This is a genomic window from Streptomyces populi (assembly GCF_002911015.1).
In the GTDB taxonomy this organism is placed as follows: domain Bacteria; phylum Actinomycetota; class Actinomycetes; order Streptomycetales; family Streptomycetaceae; genus Streptomyces; species Streptomyces populi.
Map to the genome: position 1 here is coordinate 23,419 of NZ_KZ626881.1, position 19,938 is coordinate 43,356.

General features: G+C 70.2%; 22 protein-coding genes and 1 pseudogene. 9 read left to right on the plus strand and 14 right to left on the minus strand.

The window, feature by feature from the left end:
* The first annotated feature begins 16 nt into the window (after positions 1–16).
* On the plus strand, positions 17–898 hold the full coding sequence (locus tag CW362_RS21800; protein ID WP_103551240.1) for an NAD(P)-dependent oxidoreductase: 882 nt from the start codon (positions 17–19) through the stop codon (positions 896–898).
* A 187-nt stretch (positions 899–1,085) separates the two neighbouring features.
* Positions 1,086–1,535 carry a DUF5959 family protein gene (locus tag CW362_RS21805; RefSeq protein ID WP_240657965.1) on the plus strand — a complete coding sequence of 150 codons (450 nt, stop codon included), beginning with the start codon at positions 1,086–1,088 and terminating at the stop codon, positions 1,533–1,535.
* Between the two features lie 322 nt (positions 1,536–1,857).
* Here CW362_RS21805 and CW362_RS21810 read toward each other — a convergent pair whose 3' ends face one another.
* Positions 1,858–2,424 carry a MarR family winged helix-turn-helix transcriptional regulator gene (locus tag CW362_RS21810; RefSeq protein ID WP_240657966.1) on the minus strand — a complete coding sequence of 189 codons (567 nt, stop codon included), beginning with the start codon at positions 2,422–2,424 and terminating at the stop codon, positions 1,858–1,860.
* On the opposite strand from CW362_RS21810, the gene CW362_RS21815 reads away from it, so the two are divergent.
* Positions 2,423–3,352: an alpha/beta hydrolase gene (locus tag CW362_RS21815; protein ID WP_103551197.1), complete on the plus strand. Its 930-nt coding sequence runs from the start codon at positions 2,423–2,425 to the stop codon at positions 3,350–3,352. The genes CW362_RS21810 and CW362_RS21815 overlap by 2 nt on opposite strands.
* A gap of 220 nt (positions 3,353–3,572) precedes the next feature.
* Here CW362_RS21815 and CW362_RS21820 read toward each other — a convergent pair whose 3' ends face one another.
* A complete protein-coding gene (locus CW362_RS21820) occupies positions 3,573–4,193 on the minus strand; it encodes a TetR/AcrR family transcriptional regulator (protein ID WP_103551198.1) in 621 nt (206 codons plus the stop codon).
* Positions 4,194–4,229: 36 nt separating this feature from the next.
* Here CW362_RS21820 and CW362_RS21825 point away from each other — a divergent pair, with 36 nt between their 5' ends.
* Together CW362_RS21825 and CW362_RS21830 are read left to right on the plus strand one after the other, a co-directional pair.
* Positions 4,230–5,027, plus strand: a complete 798-nt coding sequence (locus CW362_RS21825; protein ID WP_103551199.1) for an alpha/beta fold hydrolase — start codon at positions 4,230–4,232, stop codon at positions 5,025–5,027.
* Positions 5,027–5,815 (plus strand): annotated as a pseudogene (locus CW362_RS21830) (transposase family protein). The gene CW362_RS21825 and the pseudogene CW362_RS21830 overlap by 1 nt, the downstream one beginning before the upstream one ends.
* Before the next feature lie 30 nt (positions 5,816–5,845).
* Here CW362_RS21830 and lanKC read toward each other — a convergent pair.
* The 9 genes from lanKC to CW362_RS21865 form a co-directional block, all read right to left on the minus strand.
* Positions 5,846–8,572: a class III lanthionine synthetase LanKC gene (gene lanKC, locus CW362_RS21835; RefSeq protein WP_103551200.1), complete on the minus strand. Its 2,727-nt coding sequence runs from the start codon at positions 8,570–8,572 to the stop codon at positions 5,846–5,848.
* 65 nt (positions 8,573–8,637) lie between these two features.
* A complete protein-coding gene (locus CW362_RS43385; RefSeq protein WP_162684170.1) occupies positions 8,638–8,850 on the minus strand; it encodes a hypothetical protein in 213 nt (70 codons plus the stop codon).
* A 361-nt stretch (positions 8,851–9,211) separates the two neighbouring features.
* On the minus strand, positions 9,212–9,502 hold the full coding sequence (locus tag CW362_RS21840; protein ID WP_240657967.1) for a hypothetical protein: 291 nt from the start codon (positions 9,500–9,502) through the stop codon (positions 9,212–9,214).
* 79 nt (positions 9,503–9,581) lie between these two features.
* On the minus strand, positions 9,582–9,959 hold the full coding sequence (locus CW362_RS21845; protein WP_103551201.1) for a fic family toxin-antitoxin system, toxin component: 378 nt from the start codon (positions 9,957–9,959) through the stop codon (positions 9,582–9,584).
* Positions 9,959–10,198 carry a hypothetical protein gene (locus CW362_RS21850; RefSeq protein WP_103551202.1) on the minus strand — a complete coding sequence of 80 codons (240 nt, stop codon included), beginning with the start codon at positions 10,196–10,198 and terminating at the stop codon, positions 9,959–9,961. Before CW362_RS21850 ends, CW362_RS21845 begins: the two co-directional genes overlap by 1 nt.
* Positions 10,199–10,302: 104 nt before the next feature.
* The gene (locus CW362_RS43390) at positions 10,303–10,524 is read right to left on the minus strand and encodes a DUF7489 domain-containing protein (RefSeq protein ID WP_162684169.1); all 222 of its coding nucleotides are present in this window, start codon (positions 10,522–10,524) and stop codon (positions 10,303–10,305) included.
* Between the two features lie 207 nt (positions 10,525–10,731).
* Positions 10,732–11,088, minus strand: a complete 357-nt coding sequence (locus tag CW362_RS21855; RefSeq protein WP_103551203.1) for a hypothetical protein — start codon at positions 11,086–11,088, stop codon at positions 10,732–10,734.
* Positions 11,089–11,147: 59 nt separating this feature from the next.
* A complete protein-coding gene (locus tag CW362_RS21860; RefSeq protein WP_103551204.1) occupies positions 11,148–11,987 on the minus strand; it encodes a hypothetical protein in 840 nt (279 codons plus the stop codon).
* Positions 11,984–12,718 (minus strand): MerR family transcriptional regulator, encoded by a 735-nt coding sequence (locus CW362_RS21865; RefSeq protein ID WP_103551205.1) that lies wholly within the window; start codon positions 12,716–12,718, stop codon positions 11,984–11,986. Before CW362_RS21865 ends, CW362_RS21860 begins: the two co-directional genes overlap by 4 nt.
* A gap of 270 nt (positions 12,719–12,988) precedes the next feature.
* Between CW362_RS21865 and CW362_RS21870 the strand changes: the two genes are divergently transcribed.
* The 3 genes from CW362_RS21870 (at position 12,989) to CW362_RS21880 (ending at position 15,839) form a co-directional block, all read left to right on the plus strand.
* Positions 12,989–13,687 carry a TetR/AcrR family transcriptional regulator gene (locus tag CW362_RS21870; protein WP_167455631.1) on the plus strand — a complete coding sequence of 233 codons (699 nt, stop codon included), beginning with the start codon at positions 12,989–12,991 and terminating at the stop codon, positions 13,685–13,687.
* A 55-nt stretch (positions 13,688–13,742) separates the two neighbouring features.
* On the plus strand, positions 13,743–15,266 hold the full coding sequence (locus CW362_RS21875) for an FAD-dependent monooxygenase (protein ID WP_103551207.1): 1,524 nt from the start codon (positions 13,743–13,745) through the stop codon (positions 15,264–15,266).
* Positions 15,267–15,548: 282 nt separating this feature from the next.
* Positions 15,549–15,839 (plus strand): GDSL-type esterase/lipase family protein, encoded by a 291-nt coding sequence (locus tag CW362_RS21880; RefSeq protein WP_240657968.1) that lies wholly within the window; start codon positions 15,549–15,551, stop codon positions 15,837–15,839.
* Between the two features lie 157 nt (positions 15,840–15,996).
* On the opposite strand, the gene CW362_RS21885 is transcribed toward CW362_RS21880, so the two are convergent.
* A complete protein-coding gene (locus CW362_RS21885; protein WP_240657969.1) occupies positions 15,997–16,860 on the minus strand; it encodes a LysR family transcriptional regulator in 864 nt (287 codons plus the stop codon).
* Positions 16,861–16,941: 81 nt separating this feature from the next.
* Here CW362_RS21885 and CW362_RS21890 point away from each other — a divergent pair, with 81 nt between their 5' ends.
* Positions 16,942–17,436 (plus strand): cupin domain-containing protein, encoded by a 495-nt coding sequence (locus CW362_RS21890; RefSeq protein WP_206301017.1) that lies wholly within the window; start codon positions 16,942–16,944, stop codon positions 17,434–17,436.
* Between the two features lie 969 nt (positions 17,437–18,405).
* On the opposite strand, the gene CW362_RS21895 is transcribed toward CW362_RS21890, so the two are convergent.
* A complete protein-coding gene (locus CW362_RS21895) occupies positions 18,406–19,239 on the minus strand; it encodes a WD40 repeat domain-containing protein (protein WP_103551209.1) in 834 nt (277 codons plus the stop codon).
* Positions 19,240–19,302: 63 nt separating this feature from the next.
* Entirely contained in the window at positions 19,303–19,920 is a 618-nt protein-coding gene (locus tag CW362_RS21900) for a hypothetical protein (protein ID WP_103551210.1), read from the minus strand.
* Positions 19,921–19,938 lie beyond the last annotated feature (18 nt).

Below are 19,938 nucleotides of genomic sequence, written 5' to 3' on the forward strand. Positions count from 1 at the left end.
GAGCAGCCTTGTGGGCATGACACAGCACACTGTCGAGAAGACCTCCGTCACCCTGCTGGGCCTCGGCGCGATGGGCACCGCGCTGGCCCGCACCTGGCTTGCCGCCGGCCACCCGCTCACCGTCTGGAACCGCACCCCGGCCCGCGCCGCGGCACTCGCCGCCGACGGTGCGGAAGTCGCGGACACCGCCGCCGAGGCGGTCGCGGCGAACACCCTGATCGTCGTCTGCCTGCTGGACGACGCCTCGGTCGGCGAGGCGCTGGCCGGCACCGACCTGACCGACAGGGACCTGGTCAACCTGACCACCAGCACCCCTGGCCAGGCCCGCGCTCGCGCCGAGTGGGCCCGCGAGCGCGGCGCCCGCCACCTGGACGGCGGAATCATGGCCGTCCCTCCGATGATCGGCGTCCCGGAAGCCGGCGGCTACGTCTTCTACAGCGGCTCGCGGGAACTGTTCGAGCGACACCGGGAGACCCTGGCCGTCCCGGCCGGCACCACCTACGTCGGCGAGGACGCGGGCTTCGCGGCCCTGCACGACGTGGCCCTGCTCAGCGCCATGTACGGGATGTTTGCCGGTACCGCGCACGCCTTCGCCCTGATCCGCGGGGAGAACATCGACCCCGTCTCGTTCGCCCCGCTGCTCGCCGACTGGCTCGTCGCGATGGCCCCGGCGGTCCACCGGACCGCCGACCAACTGCGCAGCGGCGATTACACCAAGGGAGTGGTCTCCGACCTCGCCATGCAGGTGGCCGGCACACCGGCCTTCCTGAGCACCGCCGAGCAGCAGGGTGTCAGCCCGGAACTGCTCAGCCCCTACTTCGAGCTGATGCGCCGCCGCCTGGCCGAGGGCGGTGGCGAGGAGGATCTGACGGGCGTGATCGACCTGCTGACGCGCTGACCGGCCGCTCGCCACCGCAGAAGCGATCGTGCTGGTACCGGTCCTTGACGAGACGCTGCGGTCCGGCACGTTCACCACCGTCAGGAGTCCTTGCACAGCCCCGCTCGTACGGCTGAGTGCCGACGCGCGCATACGATGACGAAAGTCGATGCGAGAGCGGGGAGCGGGCATGGCCGAGGACGGCGCTGTGGAACTCGTTCGTCTGGCCGATGGGGCGAGCAGCCTCGAGGTCCGGGTTCTCGGCCGGACGATGCCAGGGGTGTTGACCCTGCACGACCACCTCGATGCGGAGATCGTCGTCACCAGCGGGTTCGCCCGGGGCCGTCTCGACGTGTGTCTGGCTCCGGACGACTTGGACGACTGGTCGCAGGTCCTGGAAGAGCTCGCGGCCGGACGGGATGCCGCCTGGATGGAAGACGGGCGCAACCCCCGGATCCGGTTCGAGCCGTCCCGCCGGGGAAGGGCTGCCGTGTTCACGGTGGAAGACGTCGCCGCGTCGGGGACATCCGTCAGTGTCCCGGTCCGCCTGGCCGAGGGATGGGCCGACGAGCACCTCGAACGGCTGCGGCGCGTCCGTGCCGCTTGGCCCCAGGAGGTTGTGGAGACCTCTCCGGGCACGTACGAGTGGCGGCGCTGAGCCGTCGAGAACCGGCGCCGGGAGACGAGTGCGCGAGCCGCGGGTCGACAGGCCGTCAGGATGCCGACCCGCAGACCCGCCGCCCTGTCAGGGACTCCCGGGACCCGCGCCGCAGGCAGGCCATGCCCGCGTGCACGGGTCGGGGTTCCCTTCGTCCGGAAACGGCCCGGGCCAGCTGTCGTCGCGGTGCACGCCGGCGGCGGAAGCGCTCCATCACGGAGACGGTGACAAGGCAGAGCCACTGAAAGCGAATTCGTGGTGTCGGTCCCACGGGGCCGGGCCGTGCCGCCCGGTTCCACTGGATCGGGGTCCTGTCCGTCGGTCATGCCCCGGCGCCCGGCCGGCCGTGACGGCCCGCCTCGAGGGTCTCCCGGAGGGTGGCCAGGGTTGCGGCGATGCGGGTCAGATCGCCAGGGGGGACCGCCGCGGTCAGCGAGGCGAGTTGACTTTCGACCACGGGGCGGGAAGCGGCCAGCAGCCTCTCCCCCTCGGCCGTGAGGCGGAGGACGGACGAGCGACGGTCCTCGGGATGCGCGACCCGCACGCACCAGCCCGCGGCCGCCAGCCGGTCGACCGCCTTGCTGACGGCCCCCACAGTGATCGCCAGCTCGCCGACGATGTCGAGCACACGACACTCCGGCACCCTGTCGATGATTTCCAGAAACTCGAACTGCCCCAGCCCCAGGCCTTGTTCGGCGCGCAGCCGAGCACTCACCGCGTTGTAGAGCCGGGTCTCGACGCGGACGAGGTCGATGAAGACCGGGGTGACGTGACTCACAATAACCTCCAGTAGATTCCCAGGAATCATCTTCTCCGGAATCTGGTTGGGTACGAACGGATGGATTCCCAGGAATCCATCCTCGCATCCCGCCCCATGGAGGTCTGACATGTCCCGACAGCAGCGCGACGCCCTGGACGCTCTTCTCCGTTCCGTCCCTCGTGGCGAGACCCCTCCCACGCTCGAGCAGCAGCGCAGTGGTTTCGCCGCGGCCGTCGCCCGTCCCGCGCCGGACGGCGTGGTCACCCGCAGGACCGTCCTGGGCGGGCGGCCGACCCTGGAACTGGAGCCGTCCACGGCCTCCGGCCGCGGCCGGCTGCTCTACCTGCACGGCGGCGGCTACGTCATCGGCTCGCCGGACACCCACGCGGGGCTGGCCGGTGAACTGGCCCGCCGCGCCGGCCTGCGAGCGTTGTCGGTGGACTACCGGCTGGCACCCGAGCACCCCTTCCCCGCGGCCGTCGACGACGGGCTCGCGGCCTATCGCGAGCTGCTGGAGGCGGGTACCGACCCACGGGACCTCGTCGTGGCCGGCGACTCCGCCGGCGGCGGCTTGAGCGTCGCCACGCTGCTCGCGGCCAGGGAGGCCGGGTTGCCGCAGCCGGCCGCCGTGGTCGTCTTCTCCCCCTGGGTCGACCTCACCCTCGCCGGAGCGAGCATCCGTTCCAAGGAGGACGCCGACCCCATCTTCACCGAGGCCGACGTGCGCGCTTACGCCGATCTCTACGTCGGCGCGGGTGACCGGGCGCATCCCCTGGCCAGCCCTGTGTTCGGGGACCTCACCGGGCTTCCTCCACTGCTCATACAGGTCGGGGCGAACGAGGTGCTGCTCGACGACGCGGTCCGGCTGGCCGGCCACGCGGGTGCCGGGAACGTCGAGGTCACACTCGAGGTCCTGCCCGGTCTCCCCCACGTCTTCCAGCACCACTACGGCCGGCTCGACGAGGCGGACGCCGCACTCGACCGCGCCGCCCGCTTCCTCACCGGCCACCTGGAGGCCGGGCACCCGGACTCCGACCGCCTCGAACCGGTCCGTTGACACCGGTCCCGGCGGCCGGGTCCCGGTCGCCGGGACCACCCGGCGCCACTCGATGCGACCCGCCGCCTCGACGGCGAACTCGTCGACGGCGGCCGCACCGGCAGCCTCGTCGAACACCGCAGCACCTCCACCTGGGCCGGCACCGCGCCCAGGCCGGACATCACCACCAGCTTTTGGCAGGTCGGGCTCCGGCGCGGCGATCGCCGCCAGTTGTCGCGGGTCAGGACATTGTTGACGCGAGTTGTTGGCAGATCAGCTTGTGGGCAAGCTGCGCCGCATCGATCAGGCCCTCACGAGCCGTGCCGAGGGTGGATCGTACGGACAGCCCGTGCCAAAGGGCCTGGATGAACTCGGTCAGTACGACTGCACTGGTTCCGGCGGCCAAGTCGCCCTCTTGGATTGCTCGTTCGACGCGCCGCAGGAGCGCCTGCTCGTTCGAGCCGTGGAGTTCCGCGATGTAGGCGCTGGTATCGAGAGTGCTCGTGCTGTCGGTCATGACTGCGCTGGCGATGAGACACCCGGGATGGGTGTCGTTGGGCTGGGTGAACTCGTGGACCGAGCCGATGAGGATGCGTTCTATGACGGTCCGGAGATCTTTCTCGGTCACAGCCTGTTCGTAGATCACGCGGTACCGCTCGGCATAGGTCCGCACCGCTTCCTCGAACAGCCCGGCCTTGCTGCCGAAGGCGGCGTACAGGCTGGAGGTGGAGAGCCCGAGGGTCGCGGTCAGGGCGCGGGTCGAGGTGCCGGAGTAGCCCCGTTGCCAGAAGAGGCGAGCGGCGTCGAGGATCGCGCGGTCACGGTCGAAGGCTCGCGGTCGCCCACGGTTACGTTCGGTCACATTTACATTGTAGATCGTTCGCTCCATAATGAGTTTATGGAGCGAACGATCCAGAAGAGGTTGCCAGTCGCTGGAGACAGCTGGGTCACGGTCGATGTGTACGGGGAGCCGGACGCTCCGGGCCTCGTCGTCGTCCCGGGCGTGATGAGCGATGCACACACGTGGCGCCACGTCGCGGGCGCCATCGACGCCTGGCCCTCGGTGGCAGTCGTAAACCGTCGGGGTCGCACTCCCTCGGGGCCGTTGACCAGTTCATACTCACTGCGAACAGAGGTCGAGGATCTTGGCATGGTCCTGGACGAGTTCAACAGCACGAGGGCACTCTTCGGCTGGAGCTACGGCGGCTTCATCGCGTTGCTGTCCGCCAACGAGCGTCCGATGCGCCAGGTGATCGCCTACGAGCCGGTGATGCGACCGTTCGGTCGTCATGCGCTGCCGGCCTTGAGGGCCGCAGAGAAGGCAGCGGACTGGGACGGCAGCGTCGAGATCGTCAATCGGCAGATCTCCGGTTTCTCCGCGGCACACGTCGAGGATCTTCGGGCCGATTGTCACGGTTGGGCAGCCTTGCGTCGCTTAAGCGGACCACTGTACTCAGAGCTCGGTGCGCTGAACGCGGCACCACCTCCAGATGTGATGGCACAGCAGGCAGGTCAAGTCGATCTGATCATCGGCCAGTGCAATCGCGGTACAGCCCCCTACGGAACGTCGTTCGACGACATCCGGCAGCGCGTTGCTCATGCTGAAATACACGAGCTTGCCGGTCAAGGACACCTGGGCCACATACAGGCGCCGACAAAGCTCGGCCGACTCCTCAACAACCTCGCCGCCATCTGATGGGCACCCATGCCGATGCGCCGCTCTCCATTGAGGGCCGCAGGCGACTTGTCGAGCGTTGCAAGTCACGTCCGACCGCGCACGCCGCTGAGGAGATGGTCATCTCCCGCGCCTGCGCGTCGAAGTGGGTCAGCCGCTACCGTCGTCACGGCGAACTCTGCCTCCACGAACGGTCCTCCGTGCCACGTCACCAGCCCACCGCGACCGCCGACGATGTGATCGCGCGGATCCAGGAACTCCGCCGCACCCACAAGGGGTCAGCCGCGACCCCAACGACGAGGTCAACCGCCAACCGCGGCGGATCACTGCCCGACGGCTCGGGCAAAGGGTCCATGCCGATGTGAAGAAGGTCGGCCGCATCCCCGGAGGTGGCGGGTGGCGAGCCCACGGTCGTGACAGCGACCATGCCCCGCATCGTCGCCCGCGCCAAGAAAAAGACCGAACGCGGCGGCTGCGTCCACCTCCACTCGGAGATCGACGGCTTCAGCCGCCTCGCCTACACCGAAGCCCTCCCCGACGAGAAGGCCACCCACCGCCATCGCATTCCTGTACCGCGTCAGAGCCTGGCCGGCATCCACGGCATCACCCGGATCGGGCGGATCGTCACCGACAATGCTGAAGAGTTCCTCTACGCCAGGACTTGGCTGTCCGAGGAACAACGGGCCAAAGCCCTCGGCGTCTGGAACATCCACTGCAACTACCACCGGCCACGCACCGCGATCGGCGAGCGGCCACCGGTATCCCGACTACGAGAAGGCGTCACCAACGTCATGTCCTCCTACAGTTAGTCCCGGACCGGCACGCGGTGAGGGGGAAGCTCAGGTGGCCGTGCCGGGCAGGGCGAGATCGACGAAAGCGCGAGCGCGCGGGCGGAGGAGCCGGGACAGGAACAGGCCGACTCCTGCCGAGCCGGTCGCGTAGTCGTGGGAAACACGGGTGAGCCACCTGCCTGGAAACGCCGTGCCGTCCTCCCCCTCGGTCCTGAACCACAGGAGGGTCTCGGCGATGTCGAAGGCATTGCGCCGATAGCGCTCCTCGCCGGTGAAGCAGTGCATGTCCAGCATGAACTCGCCGATGCCGGCGAGACCTTCGAACAAGCCGGGAGTGTAGGAGTACTTGACGTAGGTGTCGTCCGCGATGCGGCGGGCGAGGTCGCCGTAGCGCTCGATCCCGAGCAGGTGGTGGAAGCGCACCACTGTGCTTCCGATGCCGGCGCTTCCATGGATCCAGTACGGATAGACGACCGTGTCGTCCTGGAATCGTGGCCACTGCATCCCCAACTCGGTGCGCCTCGCATGAGCGAGGTCGTATTCCAGAGCGCGGACGGCGCAGGACCGGAAGCGGTCGTCGCCTGTCGCCAGATGCAGGTGGAGGAGGAAGAGCGCGATCCCACTCGCGCCATAGCCGTAGCCGTAGTGCACCAGGTCGTCCTGACGGCGCCGCCAGGAGCAGGTCCCCTCGCCGTGCTGTGCGGTCGTGAGGAGATGTTCGCCTGCCCGCACGGCGTGTTCGAGGTGGTTCTGCGCCCCGGTCACGGCATGGAAGCGAAGGGAGGCCGTGCCCCATCCGGCGGCCCCCAGGAACATGTCCGGCTCCTCGAACAGCAACGGTGACGCGTACAGCGTCTGCATCACGGATTCGGCCCTGTCCGTCAGACCGAGGTCATGGAAGGCCCAGGCGATGCCGGCCAGACCGAGGTACAGGCCCGGCGGGTACGTGTCCGTGTCGATGGACTGCCGCCGCATCCATGAGACCACCTCGTTCGGCGGTGCGCCGGGGGCCACTGCTCGGAGAAAGAGTGCCGGACCGCAGGCGCCGTGGGCGACGCTGAGGGGATTCGTCGCGAAGACCATGGGATCGGCCGGCCAGAGTCGATCGGAGCGCCCGTCGTCCACGGTCCGCAGCAGACCGTCCGCCAGTCCGTCCAGGGTGCGGTGCACCTCCGCGAAGAGGCGGTCTGGAACTCCCTCCCCGGCCGCGGTCTTCGCTGCCGGACGTCGCACGCCCTCCTCCGGTCGCCATTGGGCGAGCACGGCCTTCGCCTCGTTCACCGCTCCGGCTGTCAGATGCGTGACGACAGACTTCACCTGAGAGGGCACACCCAGTTCGACGAACTCGTCGAGGAAGACATCCCTGGCCGCCGGGCTGAGGCCGAACAGCGCCGTCACGGGGACCACGCAGCCGTACAGGAGCATCGCGACGGCGTACCAGTCGTCGCAGGGCAGCAGCCTGTCGCGCAAGAAGCGTTCCGGGTGCAGGAACCCGGGTGTGCCCAGCCGCCCCCCGTACTCCAGCAGTGCCGCCTCGTCGTCCTCACGGACGGCGCACTCGAGGTCGATGAACCACATGCGTAGGGTCACGGGGTCGATCAGGATGTTGTTCGGCGAGAGGTCACCGAGCAGCACTCCTCGTGCGTGGACCTGCTCCACCATCCTGATCAGCTGCTCGGCCACGTTCCTGAAGCGCGGAAGGAACAGCTCCAGCCGTCCCTTCCGGCGGATGTACGGGGCGAGGATGGTGTCGTCCTGGGCCCAGAAGTCGTGGAGGGAGATGCCTTCGATCCGTTCCTCGACCAGGAACGTGTGCTCCCAGTCACGGAAGAGGTCGACGGGCCGGGGAACGAAGTCCAGGCCCTCCAGGCAGCGCAGCATGTCGTACTCGTGACGCAGCACGTCGACCGCGTCCCAGGTGCGGTCCTCGCCCGTCCAGCAGTTGGTGAGCCGACGGGCTTCCTTGACGACGATCGGCTCGAGGGTGACCTTGTCGGTGCCGTGGTACACACCGCCCGCGTTGGAGAAGGTGAGCGCGCCCTCGATGACGTATCGGTCGTTCAGTACGGTGCCGTCGGGCTGCTCCTCGGGCGCTCCGCCGGACTCCGCCACGAAAGGGTCCCGGATCCACTGCGGCAGGTGGAAGTACGGCAGGCGTCGGTCCGTCACGTACGCGCCGGTCGGTGACACGAGGTAAGTACTCTGCGTGCCGTCGATGTTGAGCCGTCTCGGAGGACGGAAGCCGCCGTACCGGTAAAAGAGCACACTGCTGTCCCGGTAGCGCCGGTCCGACAGGATGTACGGGCCTTCTACCGCTTCGTCGACCGTGCGCCGGTACAGCACCTCGATCAGCTCGGTGAACACACGAACGTCAGGAGGATAGACGGTCATGAACTTCCCCGAGTAACCACGCTCCTGCAGCTTGGAGTTGAGGACACCCAGCAGCACCGGGTCAGCGGCGGCCTTGAACGCGACGCCGTACTCCACACACACGGGCACCACGAGATCGAGCAGCCGGAGCGCGTGCTCAGGGGTGGACGATACGTGGATCTTGAAGCCCTGGACCGGCGTTTCCGCCGCTCGATGTGAAACCGCTGCCGGACCGTAGGCGTGCAACCACACGTCCCCGCGTTGCAGGCCCCAGTCCTCGGGCAGCAACCGGCGAAGAACGTCGCGGTACTCGTCAGTGATCGGGCGGCGCGAAAGCGGCTCGTAGTACCGGGGATCGACGAGGCCGTAGTGATGGTGGGCGGCCATGGCCGCGAGGTGATCCATGCCGGTTCATCCGCCGAGGCCGTGACGGAGACCTCGGCGGGCTGACTGCCGCATCGGAGTCCTTGCTACCGGATGGTGACGGTGGCAGTGGTGCCGCACCCCAGGCTGTACGTACTACAGCCGATCGACAGCGTGCTGCCTCCGGCCTGGGGCACGGCGCCCCCGTCACCGACTTGCAGCCCTTGCAGACCGAGGACGCGATTGACGTCGGAGACGACCTGCTCGAGCCTCTCGCCCACCGATTCGGGAGAAACGTTTCCCTTGGGTTCCTTGGACATGGGATCCTCCTTCCACACGTGCCGTTCGCTCCCCCACGGGAGGCGCGGCGCGCCTCCCGTGGGGGAACAGCACTGCGCCAAGGCAATCGCCTCGTCCGACACGACGCCACCGCGAAGAAGCCCTCTCATCGCACGAACCCTGCCATCAATGCCCTGACCTGCTAAAACGTGGGCACGACAGTAGGCCAGGGATTACGCCGCACGGGTGACACGGTGTCCACCTGCCGACAGGCACACTCACCGCCCGGGAAGCAGGCGCCCTGGTCACCGACATGCACGGCAAGCCCTGGTCAGTCGGCGCCAACGGCCTCCTGGTCACCTCGGCACACCTGCACGGCCGACTGCTGGACACCTTCCGACATCAGGGCTTGGCCGAAGAATCCCCGGTCTCCCCGTCGTCCGGCTCCTGGTGTTTCTCCACCAGTTGCTCGATCTCCTGGGGGACCCAGTGCAGCGCGTCCAGGACCAGACCCCACGCCCGGTCCCGCAGCTCCTCCGGCACCTCGTCCTCGATCTTCTCCGCGAGCCTGTCGATCTTGGACTGGGCGTCGTACTCGGTGCCCGTGGTCGGCGCGGTCATCACTCCCCACACCAGCCGGCCCACCCCGGCCGCCACTCGACCTATGCCGCCGAGCACCGGGCCCACAGCCATCCGCTCTTCCTCCTCCGGTAGTCGGTGTCCTGCCGTACCGTGACCCGCCCCCGCGTGCGGGGCGGGCCACCGAGTCGCCTCATGTGATGGTGGGCCAGGTGCGCAGCAGGGCGGCGATCTTCCCGGCGGTGCAGGTGGGGTCCAGGAGCAGGTCCTTGAGGGCGATGGCGTCCTCCCGGACGGGCTTGACGGGGACACCGGCGGCTTCGAGGTACATGACGCCGGAGGCGGCGGCGACGGCCATGTTGGAGCGTTCCAGCCAGCGGCAGCGACCCAGGGTGTGGACGAGGGCGGCTGCTTTGGCATAGGGGTCGTCGTAGACGGGCTGTTCGAACAGGTCGGCGCGGTGGCGGGCGACCGCGGAGACGGGAACGCCGTAGTCGTCAGGGGCCGGATCATCGGCTCCGGCGGCCTCGGCGACCTGCAGGATCCAGGGAACGTCGATGTGCAGGTTCATCAAGCCGCGCGCGCTCCCCGGGACGTCTGCTGAGCGTTCTCGGCGTCGTCGAAGACGCTCTGGTGTTCGGCCAGGAAGCGGGTGGCCGCGTCCACCGCGCGGGCGCGCAGGCCGCTGGTGTCGTCCTGCACCAGGCGGGCGAGGTAGTCGCCGACGCTCAGGCCCAGGTCGGCGGCTCGCTTCCGCGCGAGTTCCGCCACGTCCTCATCCACGCGCGCACCCAGCTGTGTCTTCGCCATACCCGCATGGTAACAGCCGTTACCATGCGGTGGGGGCGACATCGGATGACCGTCGGACCCGCCGTTCGAAGCCGGACGCAAAAGCAGAACAAGCGCCCCGAAGGTCACGCCTTGACCGGGGCGCCACCCGGCTCCTTCACGATGCGATCGCCGACCGCGATCGACTTCCACAGCCCACGGTCGATGCGCACCTTCACGGACCGGCCGTCCCCACGCCTCACCTTGACGAAGTGGTACATGTTCGCGCCGTCGAGCATGCCCCGCGATTTGTCCTCGACAACGCCTTCCCAGGCGTCGTCCGGTCCTGGTCTGCGAGATTTGAACATGCCGCAAGTCTAGGGTTTTCGACAGACGTGATGCAGCGTCAAAAGACACAAATACCGCAGTACATATGTCACGCAAAGAGCCCCACAGATGTCCTGAGCGGCATGGGCGACGACACGGCGGACGCGACAGCGTCCTCGGACTCCAGCCCGCGACAGAACAGCCGTGACGTCCGGTGCGGACACTCCCGGGAGTGTCCGCACCGGACGTCACGAGACGGCCTCGTCGTTCGTGTGAGTGATCCGCGCGCCGGGAACGCCCAACGCCTGAACGATCCGGCCGGCGGCCTCCGGGGAGAAAAGCCCCTTCGTCACGCTGAGGACGAATCCAGCCACGGGAGGATGCTCCACTTCCCGCAGCAGGATGAACGCCTCCCCTTCCGTCAGGGAAAAAGCGAGGCAGAACCACTCCGCGAAGTCGTCCCGGGCGATCTCGGACGCGCCCCAGCGCTCCTCCAGTGCCGCGCGCTCGACGTCGACCTGGACGAGCCACCTGATGTCGCGTGGGTTGACATCCCGTTCGGGGATTCGCCTCAGACCCGCCGGGGCCGACTCGCGTGGATTCATGTCCGTCCCACCTCCGTGACAATGATCGGACACGTCACGGCGGACACCGACCCGTTCGCTCAGGCAGGCCGGCGGAGTGCGCCGACCAGCGCGCGCGGATCGTCGGCGTGGAAACGGACGGTGTGGGCCTTTTCCGTCGTGCCGAGCGGGCGAGTGAAAGGGAGTGGCCGGTTCAGCTCCAGGGTCACCGAGGTCTGGCTGCCCACGATCAGGTCGAGGATCCCGTCCTCGGAGAGGGTGATCAGGCGGCCTTCGGGGTAGCGCCGGTCGACCCGGACCGAGGCGACCGCGTCCTGCGGTACGGCGAAGTCGAACAAGGCTCCGTAACGGATCCGCAGAGAGCCGTCGGAGTGCACGACGTGCGGCCGGGTGACGCAGGCGGCGTGCAGTGCCAGCACGAGGAGGACGCCGTACAGGTCGAGCACCAGGATCGCCCGGTGAACCACCGGCCAGGGGACGAGGAAGGCCAGGCCGACGGTCTCGACGACCATCACGAAGAGCAGCCCGTACATCATCGCGGTCTGAGGTCCGGTGTACGCGGCAGCGAGGTCCCCGGGGCGTACCCCGTGCGTGCCGCGCCGGACCCACCGCCCCAGGGAGGCGAAGGCCCGCAGTTCGTGGAGGACCAGGCGGCGGACCGCCACCGGCACCACCTCCCGTACGGCGGCCCGCAGTGACGCCCCGCGGTCCGTGCCGCGGGCGCGCGCAGCGACGTACAGCGAGCGCAGCACCCAGGCTTCCAGCAGCAGCACCGCGAGTACCAGCGCCTCGGCGACCGCCGGCGTCCATCCGGGCGGCCGGACCCCGGCCGGCAGGCAGGCCGCCGGCGTCAGCTCCCCCGGCAGCACGGCGGCCACCGCGACCCGTGCCGCCCGTACGCCCCGTGGCCGGACGCTCATCCCCGGCCCCTCTCCACGAACGCCTCCATGAGCCGGCCGACGACTTCCGCCTGCGCGGGGGCGTACTCGGCGAGCAACGCCTCCTTGAGTCCGGTCACGACCACCCCGTCCTCGGGAATCGCGGCGAACAGCTCTTCGGGGACGGCCGCCATCAGGTCGGCCGCCAGGGGCGCGATCCGCGGATCGTCGGCGGGGGCCTCGGCGAGCGCGTCGAGCCGCTCGTACAGTCCGGCAACCGCGGGATCGGCGATCAGCGTTCCGAACAGCGCGAAGATCTCTTGGCTGCCGGTGCCGGCGGCGTCCACCAGCGTGAGGTACTCGCGATCCTTGGCCGCGCTCGGCGAATCCGTCCGGGGGGCTTGTGCCAGCAGTGCGGCAAGGGCGGGCGAGACGGGCCCCGTCACACCGGGCGGCTCGGCGAGGAGGACGCCGAGCCGGTAGCGGCGCTCCCGGATGGCGGCCTCCTGGCGGGCCAGGTCGGCGTCGAGCTCCTCCAGCACCTCGGCCAGTTCGCGCCCGGCATCGTCGGCGAGGACGTCGCGCACCTCATCGAGGCCGAGACCGAGTTCGGTGAGCCGGCGCACCCGGGCGAGCAGGACGGCGTCACGAACGCCGTAGGCCCGGTAGCCGTTGGGGCGCCGCTCCGGTTCCGGAAGCAGACCGACATGGTGGTAATGCCGGACCGCCCGAGTGGTGAGCCCCACGAGCGCGGCGATCTCTCCGATTCGCATACCGCCAGTAGAAACCTTGCCGTTGCGTCAAGGTCAAGCGCTGTCGGGTTCGACCGCGTCCCGACCGCGAAGAGGGCGCGGGCACGTGGACCTCGGCACGGAGTCGGGCGACGGCGGCGTCGACATGTACCGGGTGGTCCGGAACACCACGGCGTCGAGGACCAGGCCCGGCGAGCCGAGCCGGTCCCCCGTTCCGGAGCGGGACCGTACGCCACTTTGGTACAGCGCACCATTTTGGAGCGCCGCACCAAAGAGTGGCACCATCGGGGTATGACGACGCGAGCACGCCGACCACAACGGCGCAACCAGGTGCTCTCCCGGGAGCAGATCGTCGACACCGCGGTCGAGATGCTCGACGCGGGCGGCGAGGGCGCGCTGACCGTCCGGGCGCTGACCGAACGGCTGTCCACCGGTTCCGGGGCGATCTATTACCACGTGGGCACCCGCGACGATCTGCTCGACACGGCGACGGAAACCGTGATCGGCGCGGCACTGGCGGCCCGGCCCGCCGGGGAGGCGGCCACGCCCGGGGACGAGATCCGTGTCGCCGCGCTGGCGCTGTTCGACGCGATCGCCGCACACCGGTGGCTCGCCACGCGGCTGACCCTCCAGATCGTCCGGAATCCGGTCGGCCCGGTGACGGTGGGGATCTTCGAGCGGATCGGCGGGCAGCTGGGCGCCCTGGGCGTGCCACGGGCCTCCTGGTTCGACGCGGCCTCGACGCTCGTGCACTACATCCTCGGAGCCGTCAGCCAGAACGCCCGCATCGAGGGGGACACCTCGGGGATCGACCCCGAGGGGGATCGCGAGGAGCTCTTCGACGCGGCGTCGGCGGCGTGGCGGGGGCTCGACCCGGAGGCCTACCCGTTCGTGCACGCCGTCGCCGGCCAGATGAGGGAGCACGACGACCGCGAGCAGTTCCTCACCGGCATCGCCGTCATCCTCGAAGGTCTCACCCGTCTGCGCTGACCCGGCCGATCCGGCCGGGCGGTCCCACCGTTCGTCTCTCGGAAGGACACTCCTCATGCATGACGTCGTGATCGCGGGCGGCGGCCCGGTCGGTCTGTTCCTGGCCTGCGAGCTGGCCCTGTCCGGCTGCTCGGTCCTGGTCCTCGAGCGGGACCCGGAACTCACCTCGCCCCTGAAGGCGTTACCGCTCGGACTGCGGGGGCTGAACGCCGGGTCGACGGAGACGTTCCACCGCCGCGGCCTCCTGGAAGCGATGGCGCGGGCTTCGGGAGTCGACCCGCGGAAGGTGGGCGCGGATCCGGAAGCGGTCGAGGCGCCCGCACCCCGCGAGCTGAGCCATTTCGCGGGCATGACGCTCACCGCGGCCGACATCGACACGGCCGCCCTCCCGCCCCGGCTGCCCGGCCCGGCGATGGAGGGGTTCATGACGAGCCTGGAAGCGGCCGGATCGGTACTGTGCGAGCGGGCCACCGCGCTCGGAGCCGAGATCGTCCGGAACGCTCCCGTCACGGCCGTGGCGCAGGACACCGGAGCCGTCCTCGTCACGGCGGGCGGCCAGGAGTACCAGGGGCGCTGGCTGGTGGGCTGCGACGGCGGGCGCAGCGCCGTACGCCGGCTCACCGGCTTCGAATTCGTGGGCACCGAGCCGCTGTTCACCGGCTACGCCGCCAAGGTCGCCTTCGCCGACCCCGAGCGGCTGCCGCTCGGGTTCAACCTGACACCGAACGGCATGTATCTGCGTACGCCCCTCGAAGGGCACCTGGGCATGATGGACTTCGACGGCGGCACCTTCGACCGGTCCCGGCCGCTGACCCGCGAACATCTCCAGACGGTCCTGCGCCGCGTCAGCGGCACCGACGTGACGCTGAGCGAGGTCCACCTCGCCTCCAGCTTCACCGATCGCGCGATGCAGACGACGACGTACCGCGAGGGCCGGGTGCTGCTCGCCGGCGACGCGGCACACATCCACTCGCCCCTGGGCGGCCAGGGGCTCAACCTCGGCATCGGCGACGCCGTCAACCTCGGCTGGAAGCTCGCCGCCACCGTGCGCGGCTGGGCGCCCGAAGGCCTGCTCGACACCTACACCACCGAGCGGCACCCCGTCGGCGCCGCCGTGCTCGACTGGTCCCGCGCCCAGGTCGCGACCATGAAGCCGGGTCCCGACGCCCCCGCGCTGCGTCGCCTCGTCCACGACCTGATGCGCACCGCCGACGGAACGACCCACGTGTACCGAAAGACGTCGGGGCTGTTCAACCGCTACGACCTGGCCGGCGAACAGCCCCTCGTCGGCTGCGGCGCCCCGGACTTCCGCTTCGAGGACGGCACCCGCCTCGGCGAACTCCTGCGCCAGGGGCAGGGAGTCGTACTCGACTTCAGCACCGACCGGGCCCTGCAAGTCGCGGCCAAGGGGTGGGAGGGCCGGATCCGCTACGCGGCCGGCCCGGCGCGCGACGGCCTCGGGCTGGGTGCCGTGCTGGTCCGGCCCGACGGCGTCGTGGCGTGGGCGGGCGAGCCCGCCCCGGATCGCGACGCGTTCGAGCAGACGGCCACCCAATGGTTCGGCGCGCCGCGGAACTAGGGCCTGTCTGACAATTCGCCTCGTCGCCCGAAGGGCGGCCGACTGCCACCCGGCCCCGTTCCGGACGCGGTGCCGTTCGCTCGCCGCGGACCGGTCCCTCTCGCGCCGGAGCACCGGTCCGGAAACCCAGGACCGCGGAAGAGGCCGAGGCGCCCCTCCACCGCACCGGGCAAGGCCGCCCGACACCGAACTCGTCGAGCACCAACACCTCGAGCACCGCCGTCATACCCGACAGCCGAAGGGAAACGACCGTGGACAGTGTCGTCAACGCCCCCTCCAGCCTTGAAGGTCCGGTCCCGCGCACACGGAGTGAAGGTCCACGCCGCGACCATCGCCCCCTACGGCGGCTCGGAGATGTACTCGGCCGAGGGTGACAAGGCACGCGAGCGGGTCAACGCGTGGATCCGCACGAGCGGCGCCTTCGACGGCGTACTCGACTTCGACGCCGTCCGGCGCGACCCCGCCGACCCCACCCGCATCCGCATCGACCTGCACATGGGGGACAACCTCCACGGCAGTGACGCGGGCTATGCGGCCCTCGCGGAATCCATGGACCTCTCCCTCTTCGACTGATCCACGATCTCCTCGGCTGGTCCACGACCGAGGCGGCTCGCGGCCTTCTCGTGGAAAGCAGCGGCGTCCGGTGTGTGCGGTGACCGCACGTGCCGGGCGCCGCGGCGAAGCCACCGGAAGTCCCTGCTTCCCCCCTCCCCCCAGGCAGGGTCGTCGATCAGACACTCCCCTCGGTGCGGTACGCGGTTGTCGCGATCTCGACGAAGGACCGGATCAACGGGTTGGTGTCACCCTCGTTCCACACCGCCACCACCCGGCTCGGCTCCATGCCGGTCAGCGGCACCACGGCCAGCCCCGCGGGCAGGTCGTGTCCGAGCGGGGCCAGACCGACCGTGCCGTTCCACAGCACGGCCTGCACGCATTCCTGGACGGCGCGCACCACCGGTCCCTCGCGCGGTCTGCCGCCGTTCCAGTACGACTGCCAGAGAGGGTCGGTGCCCTGCGGGAACCGGAACCAGCGGCGGTCGCCCAGCTCGGCCGGCCGCAGCCCGTCGCGGCGGGCCAGCGGATCGTCGGCGCGCAGGACCACGCCGACCCGATCGCTCCGCAGTTCACGCACCGTCAGAGCGGTCGCGTCGAACGGCGCCCGGGTGAGGGCGACATCGACCAGTCCGGCGCGCAGCCCGCAGGTCGGGTCGGTCAGATCGGTGTCGCGGACGCGGATGTCGACGCCGGGGTGGATCCGGCGGAAGGCGGCGGCCAGCCTGGCCACCGCCGGGTCGGTGCCCTCGCCCAGGATGCCGACGGTGACGACCGCGACACCGGCCGCCGCGCTGACGCGTACCCGGACGCGGTCGGCATGGTCGAGCAGGGACCGCGCCTCGTCGAGCAGCACCGTACCCACCGGAGTGAGCGTGACCCCCGCGGGCGAGCGGGTGAACAGCAGGGCCCCGACATCGGCCTCCAACTGCTTGACCGCCCGGCTCAGCGGCGGCTGGCTCATGTGCAGTCGGGTGGCGGCCCGGCCGAAGTGGAGTTCCTCGGCGACCGCCACGAAGTAGCGCAAGGTCCGCAGCTCCACTCTGCAACGATACCCACGAGGTATCGGCGCCACAGGACGGGTCTTGGACACCGGCGGGGCCCCGGCGGTGAACTCGTGACCATGACCGAAGAAACGAAGAGCAGCGAGCCGCAGACCCGCCCCGCCGTATCGGTGGTGGGTCCCGGCGGCGGCGAGACGATCGTCCTGGGCACCACGCGCATGCGCGTCCTGGAGGACGGCAGCCACACCGGGCACCGCCTCGCGATCACCGAGTCCGTCCTCGCCCCGCACACCCAGGGACCTCCGCAGCACCGCCACGCCCGGCACGACGAGGGCTTCTACGTCCTCTCCGGCACCGTGCGCTTCACCGTCGGGGACGAGGACCACGACGCCACCGCGGGCACGCTCGTCATGGTTCCGCCCGGCACCCCGCACACCTTCGCCAACCCCACCGACCAACCCGCCGTCATGCTCAGCACCTTCACCCCCGACCTGTACGTCCAGTACTTCCGGGACCTCCAGGAGGTGCTCGCCGACGGCCGGCCGCTGACGCCAGGGGCCAACATCGACGCGATGAACCGCTACGCGACCGAGCCCGCCACCGAACTCGGCTGACGGATCGTTCCAGAGGGGTCGGCCGCCGGATTCTCGGCACGACAACCAAGATTTTCTCGGGGACCGGCGCGAGGTCTCTCCGCACCCGCTCGGCCGCGCCCGTCCCGCCCCTCCGGACTGCCTCGTCAACCCACGGCGGCGCCTTCCCGCCTTGTGATGATCCGCCGCGTGGTGCCGCTCGCCCGTCTTCACGGTGCAGCACAGTGGACCGGTGTCTCTTCGCCCGTTGACCGTCCTGCTCCTGGCGCTGCTCAGCGTCACAGGCTGCACCACCGTGGCCCCCTACACCCCACCGGCCGACGGCCGCCCGGGGGTACGCGCCTCGCTCGCGGCGGACGGCGCCGCCTCGCCGACGTCCGTGCCGGTGGTGCAGTCCTCGCCTCGTTCCGCTCTGGTGAAGACCGAACCGGAGCGGCCGCGGCGTACGGCCAGGACCGCAACGGCTCCTCGCCGTCGGGCAGCGGGACCGGCACGACGCACCACGCCTCGTACGGTTCCGCCGACGCACGCGATGCCGCACGCGCGAGCCGTCCCGCGGCACCGAAAGCCGCCGCGAGCGCCCTCCCCCGCGAGGACTCACCTCCACCCGGCTCCGCGGGCACCGCGCGTCCGTCCGCAACCCTGGCCCGACCAGATGCGTCAGCTGTGCCGCCAGGCGGACGGGGTCACGTCCTCCGAGATCGCGACCCTGTGCCACCAGACCTGGGGTTGACATTCCTCCCCCTCGGGGAAGGGATGTCGACCACGACGTACCTGCTCGGCGACCACACCGCTCAGAGGCGCCGTCTCCACCGCTCAACGGCACGAACGACCATGCGGTGGCCGCAGGTCACGGCGTAGACACCGCCCGGTGGCGGGAAGCGTCCGAGGGTCGGACGGGACGCCGGCCACCGCCCTGAGAACACCCCCAGGGCCGAGCCGCCTCACGGTCCCGGCCGCCGGCCCGACTTGGGCGCGAGGCCTCCCCCTTCAGCGGCTCGTCAGGCCGGGGTGAAAGTCGTAGCCGAACAGACCGCCCCGGCCGCCGGCGAAGAGGGTCCGGCCGTCCGGGCTCCAACCGCAGCACCGCAAAGGGCTGTCCGTGCGCATCAGGGTCACCGCCGCCCCACTGACCGGGTCCCAGACCCGGATCTTTCCGTCCTCGCCGCACGACGCCAGTCGTGGACCGCTGAACGCCACCGCGCTGACGGGGCCTTCGTGGCCGGTGAGGGTGTGCCGAGCGGTGCCCGAAGCCGGGTTCCACTGGCGTACGGTTCCGTCGTCTCCCGCCGTTGCGACCAGGCTCCCGTCCGCGCTGAAGGCGACCGCCCGTACGGTCTGCGCGCCGTCATGGCGCAGGGCGTGCATCGCGATGCCCGTGTCCAGGTTCCAGAGGTGGACGGTCTCCTGGTCGCCTGCGGCCGCGAGCACGCTCCGGTCCGCGTCGAAGGCCGGCAGGCGCACTCCTCGCAGGGTGCCTGTCAGGGTTCTCTCGACTCGGCCGTCCGCGACGTCCCACAGGTGCAGCAGTCCTTCGCCGTCGGCCGTGGCCAGCACCCCGCCGTCCGCGCTGAACACCGCGGCCCGTACGCCCCGGACGCCGCCACCGTCGCCGAAGGCTCGTACGGGCATGCCGGTCTCCGGGCCCAGAACCCACAGCTGGCCGTCTTCCCCGACCGTGACGAGGAGCGTTCCGTCCGGATCGAGGACCACGGGCGGCTCCGTGGGCGAGAGGAGATGCGCGGCGCGGGCCAGGTCACCGGCCAGTGCCCGGACCGCCGGCCTGGCGATGCGGTCGAGGTCGCGCCAGGGGGCCGTACGCAAGCAGTCGCCTCGAAGCGCTCCGGCGCCCTCGAAGTGCTCCGGCGTCCTCGTCCCCTCCACCGGTCAGGCGACGCGTTCCAGGCCCGCGTTCACCGACTGCCGGGTGCCGTCCCGTTTGGTCGTTTCGTAGGCGAAGTCCACCGTGTCGCCGGGGCGCAGGGTCAGGGTGATGCGACCGTTCGTGACGCAGTTGCCGGACTGGATGTTCTCCCCGAGGGTCACCCGGTCCGTGCCGTCGACCGTGGTCAGGGTCACGGTGCCGTAGCAGTCGGAGGACTCCATCGCGTAGTGGACGCTGCCGACCTGCCCCCGCGGTGTGCCCTGGTCCAGTTCCACGGTGACGCGGTAGTGGTCGGTACTGGTGGCGTCGACCTCCTCGGCGTAGCCCTGCCAGCGTCCGAGGAACTCCTCCGGCAGACCGACGGGCGTCGGAGCGGTGAGGATCGGGGTCGGAGTCGGGGCGACCGGGGTCCCGTCGGCTCCGCCGGACGCCGCGAGCGTGCTCGGCGGTACCGAGCCGCGGGGAACGACGGAGGTGTCGGGCACGCCGGGCGCGTCGGAGGCGGGCGACGCGCCGTCGAGCGACGGACCGGAGGCACGTTGCTCCACATCGCCGCTCAGCTGCACGAACAGTCCGATCAGGGCCGCGACGATCGTGGCCGCGGCACCGATCAGGGCCACGACGAGCGCGCTCCGATG

Coding starts and splice junctions, on each gene's coding strand:
- CW362_RS21800 (WP_103551240.1), top strand. CDS start 17: ATGACACAGCACACTGTCGAGAAGACCTCCGTCACCCTGCTGGGCCTC.
- CW362_RS21815 (WP_103551197.1), top strand. CDS start 2,423: ATGTCCCGACAGCAGCGCGACGCCCTGGACGCTCTTCTCCGTTCCGTC.
- CW362_RS21810 (WP_240657966.1), bottom strand. CDS start 2,424: ATGTCAGACCTCCATGGGGCGGGATGCGAGGATGGATTCCTGGGAATC.
- CW362_RS21825 (WP_103551199.1), top strand. CDS start 4,230: ATGGAGCGAACGATCCAGAAGAGGTTGCCAGTCGCTGGAGACAGCTGG.
- lanKC (WP_103551200.1), bottom strand. CDS start 8,572: ATGGATCACCTCGCGGCCATGGCCGCCCACCATCACTACGGCCTCGTC.
- CW362_RS43385 (WP_162684170.1), bottom strand. CDS start 8,850: ATGTCCAAGGAACCCAAGGGAAACGTTTCTCCCGAATCGGTGGGCGAG.
- CW362_RS21840 (WP_240657967.1), bottom strand. CDS start 9,502: ATGGCTGTGGGCCCGGTGCTCGGCGGCATAGGTCGAGTGGCGGCCGGG.
- CW362_RS21845 (WP_103551201.1), bottom strand. CDS start 9,959: ATGAACCTGCACATCGACGTTCCCTGGATCCTGCAGGTCGCCGAGGCC.
- CW362_RS21850 (WP_103551202.1), bottom strand. CDS start 10,198: ATGGCGAAGACACAGCTGGGTGCGCGCGTGGATGAGGACGTGGCGGAA.
- CW362_RS43390 (WP_162684169.1), bottom strand. CDS start 10,524: ATGTTCAAATCTCGCAGACCAGGACCGGACGACGCCTGGGAAGGCGTT.
- CW362_RS21855 (WP_103551203.1), bottom strand. CDS start 11,088: ATGAATCCACGCGAGTCGGCCCCGGCGGGTCTGAGGCGAATCCCCGAA.
- CW362_RS21860 (WP_103551204.1), bottom strand. CDS start 11,987: ATGAGCGTCCGGCCACGGGGCGTACGGGCGGCACGGGTCGCGGTGGCC.
- CW362_RS21865 (WP_103551205.1), bottom strand. CDS start 12,718: ATGCGAATCGGAGAGATCGCCGCGCTCGTGGGGCTCACCACTCGGGCG.
- CW362_RS21870 (WP_167455631.1), top strand. CDS start 12,989: ATGACGACGCGAGCACGCCGACCACAACGGCGCAACCAGGTGCTCTCC.
- CW362_RS21875 (WP_103551207.1), top strand. CDS start 13,743: ATGCATGACGTCGTGATCGCGGGCGGCGGCCCGGTCGGTCTGTTCCTG.
- CW362_RS21890 (WP_206301017.1), top strand. CDS start 16,942: ATGACCGAAGAAACGAAGAGCAGCGAGCCGCAGACCCGCCCCGCCGTA.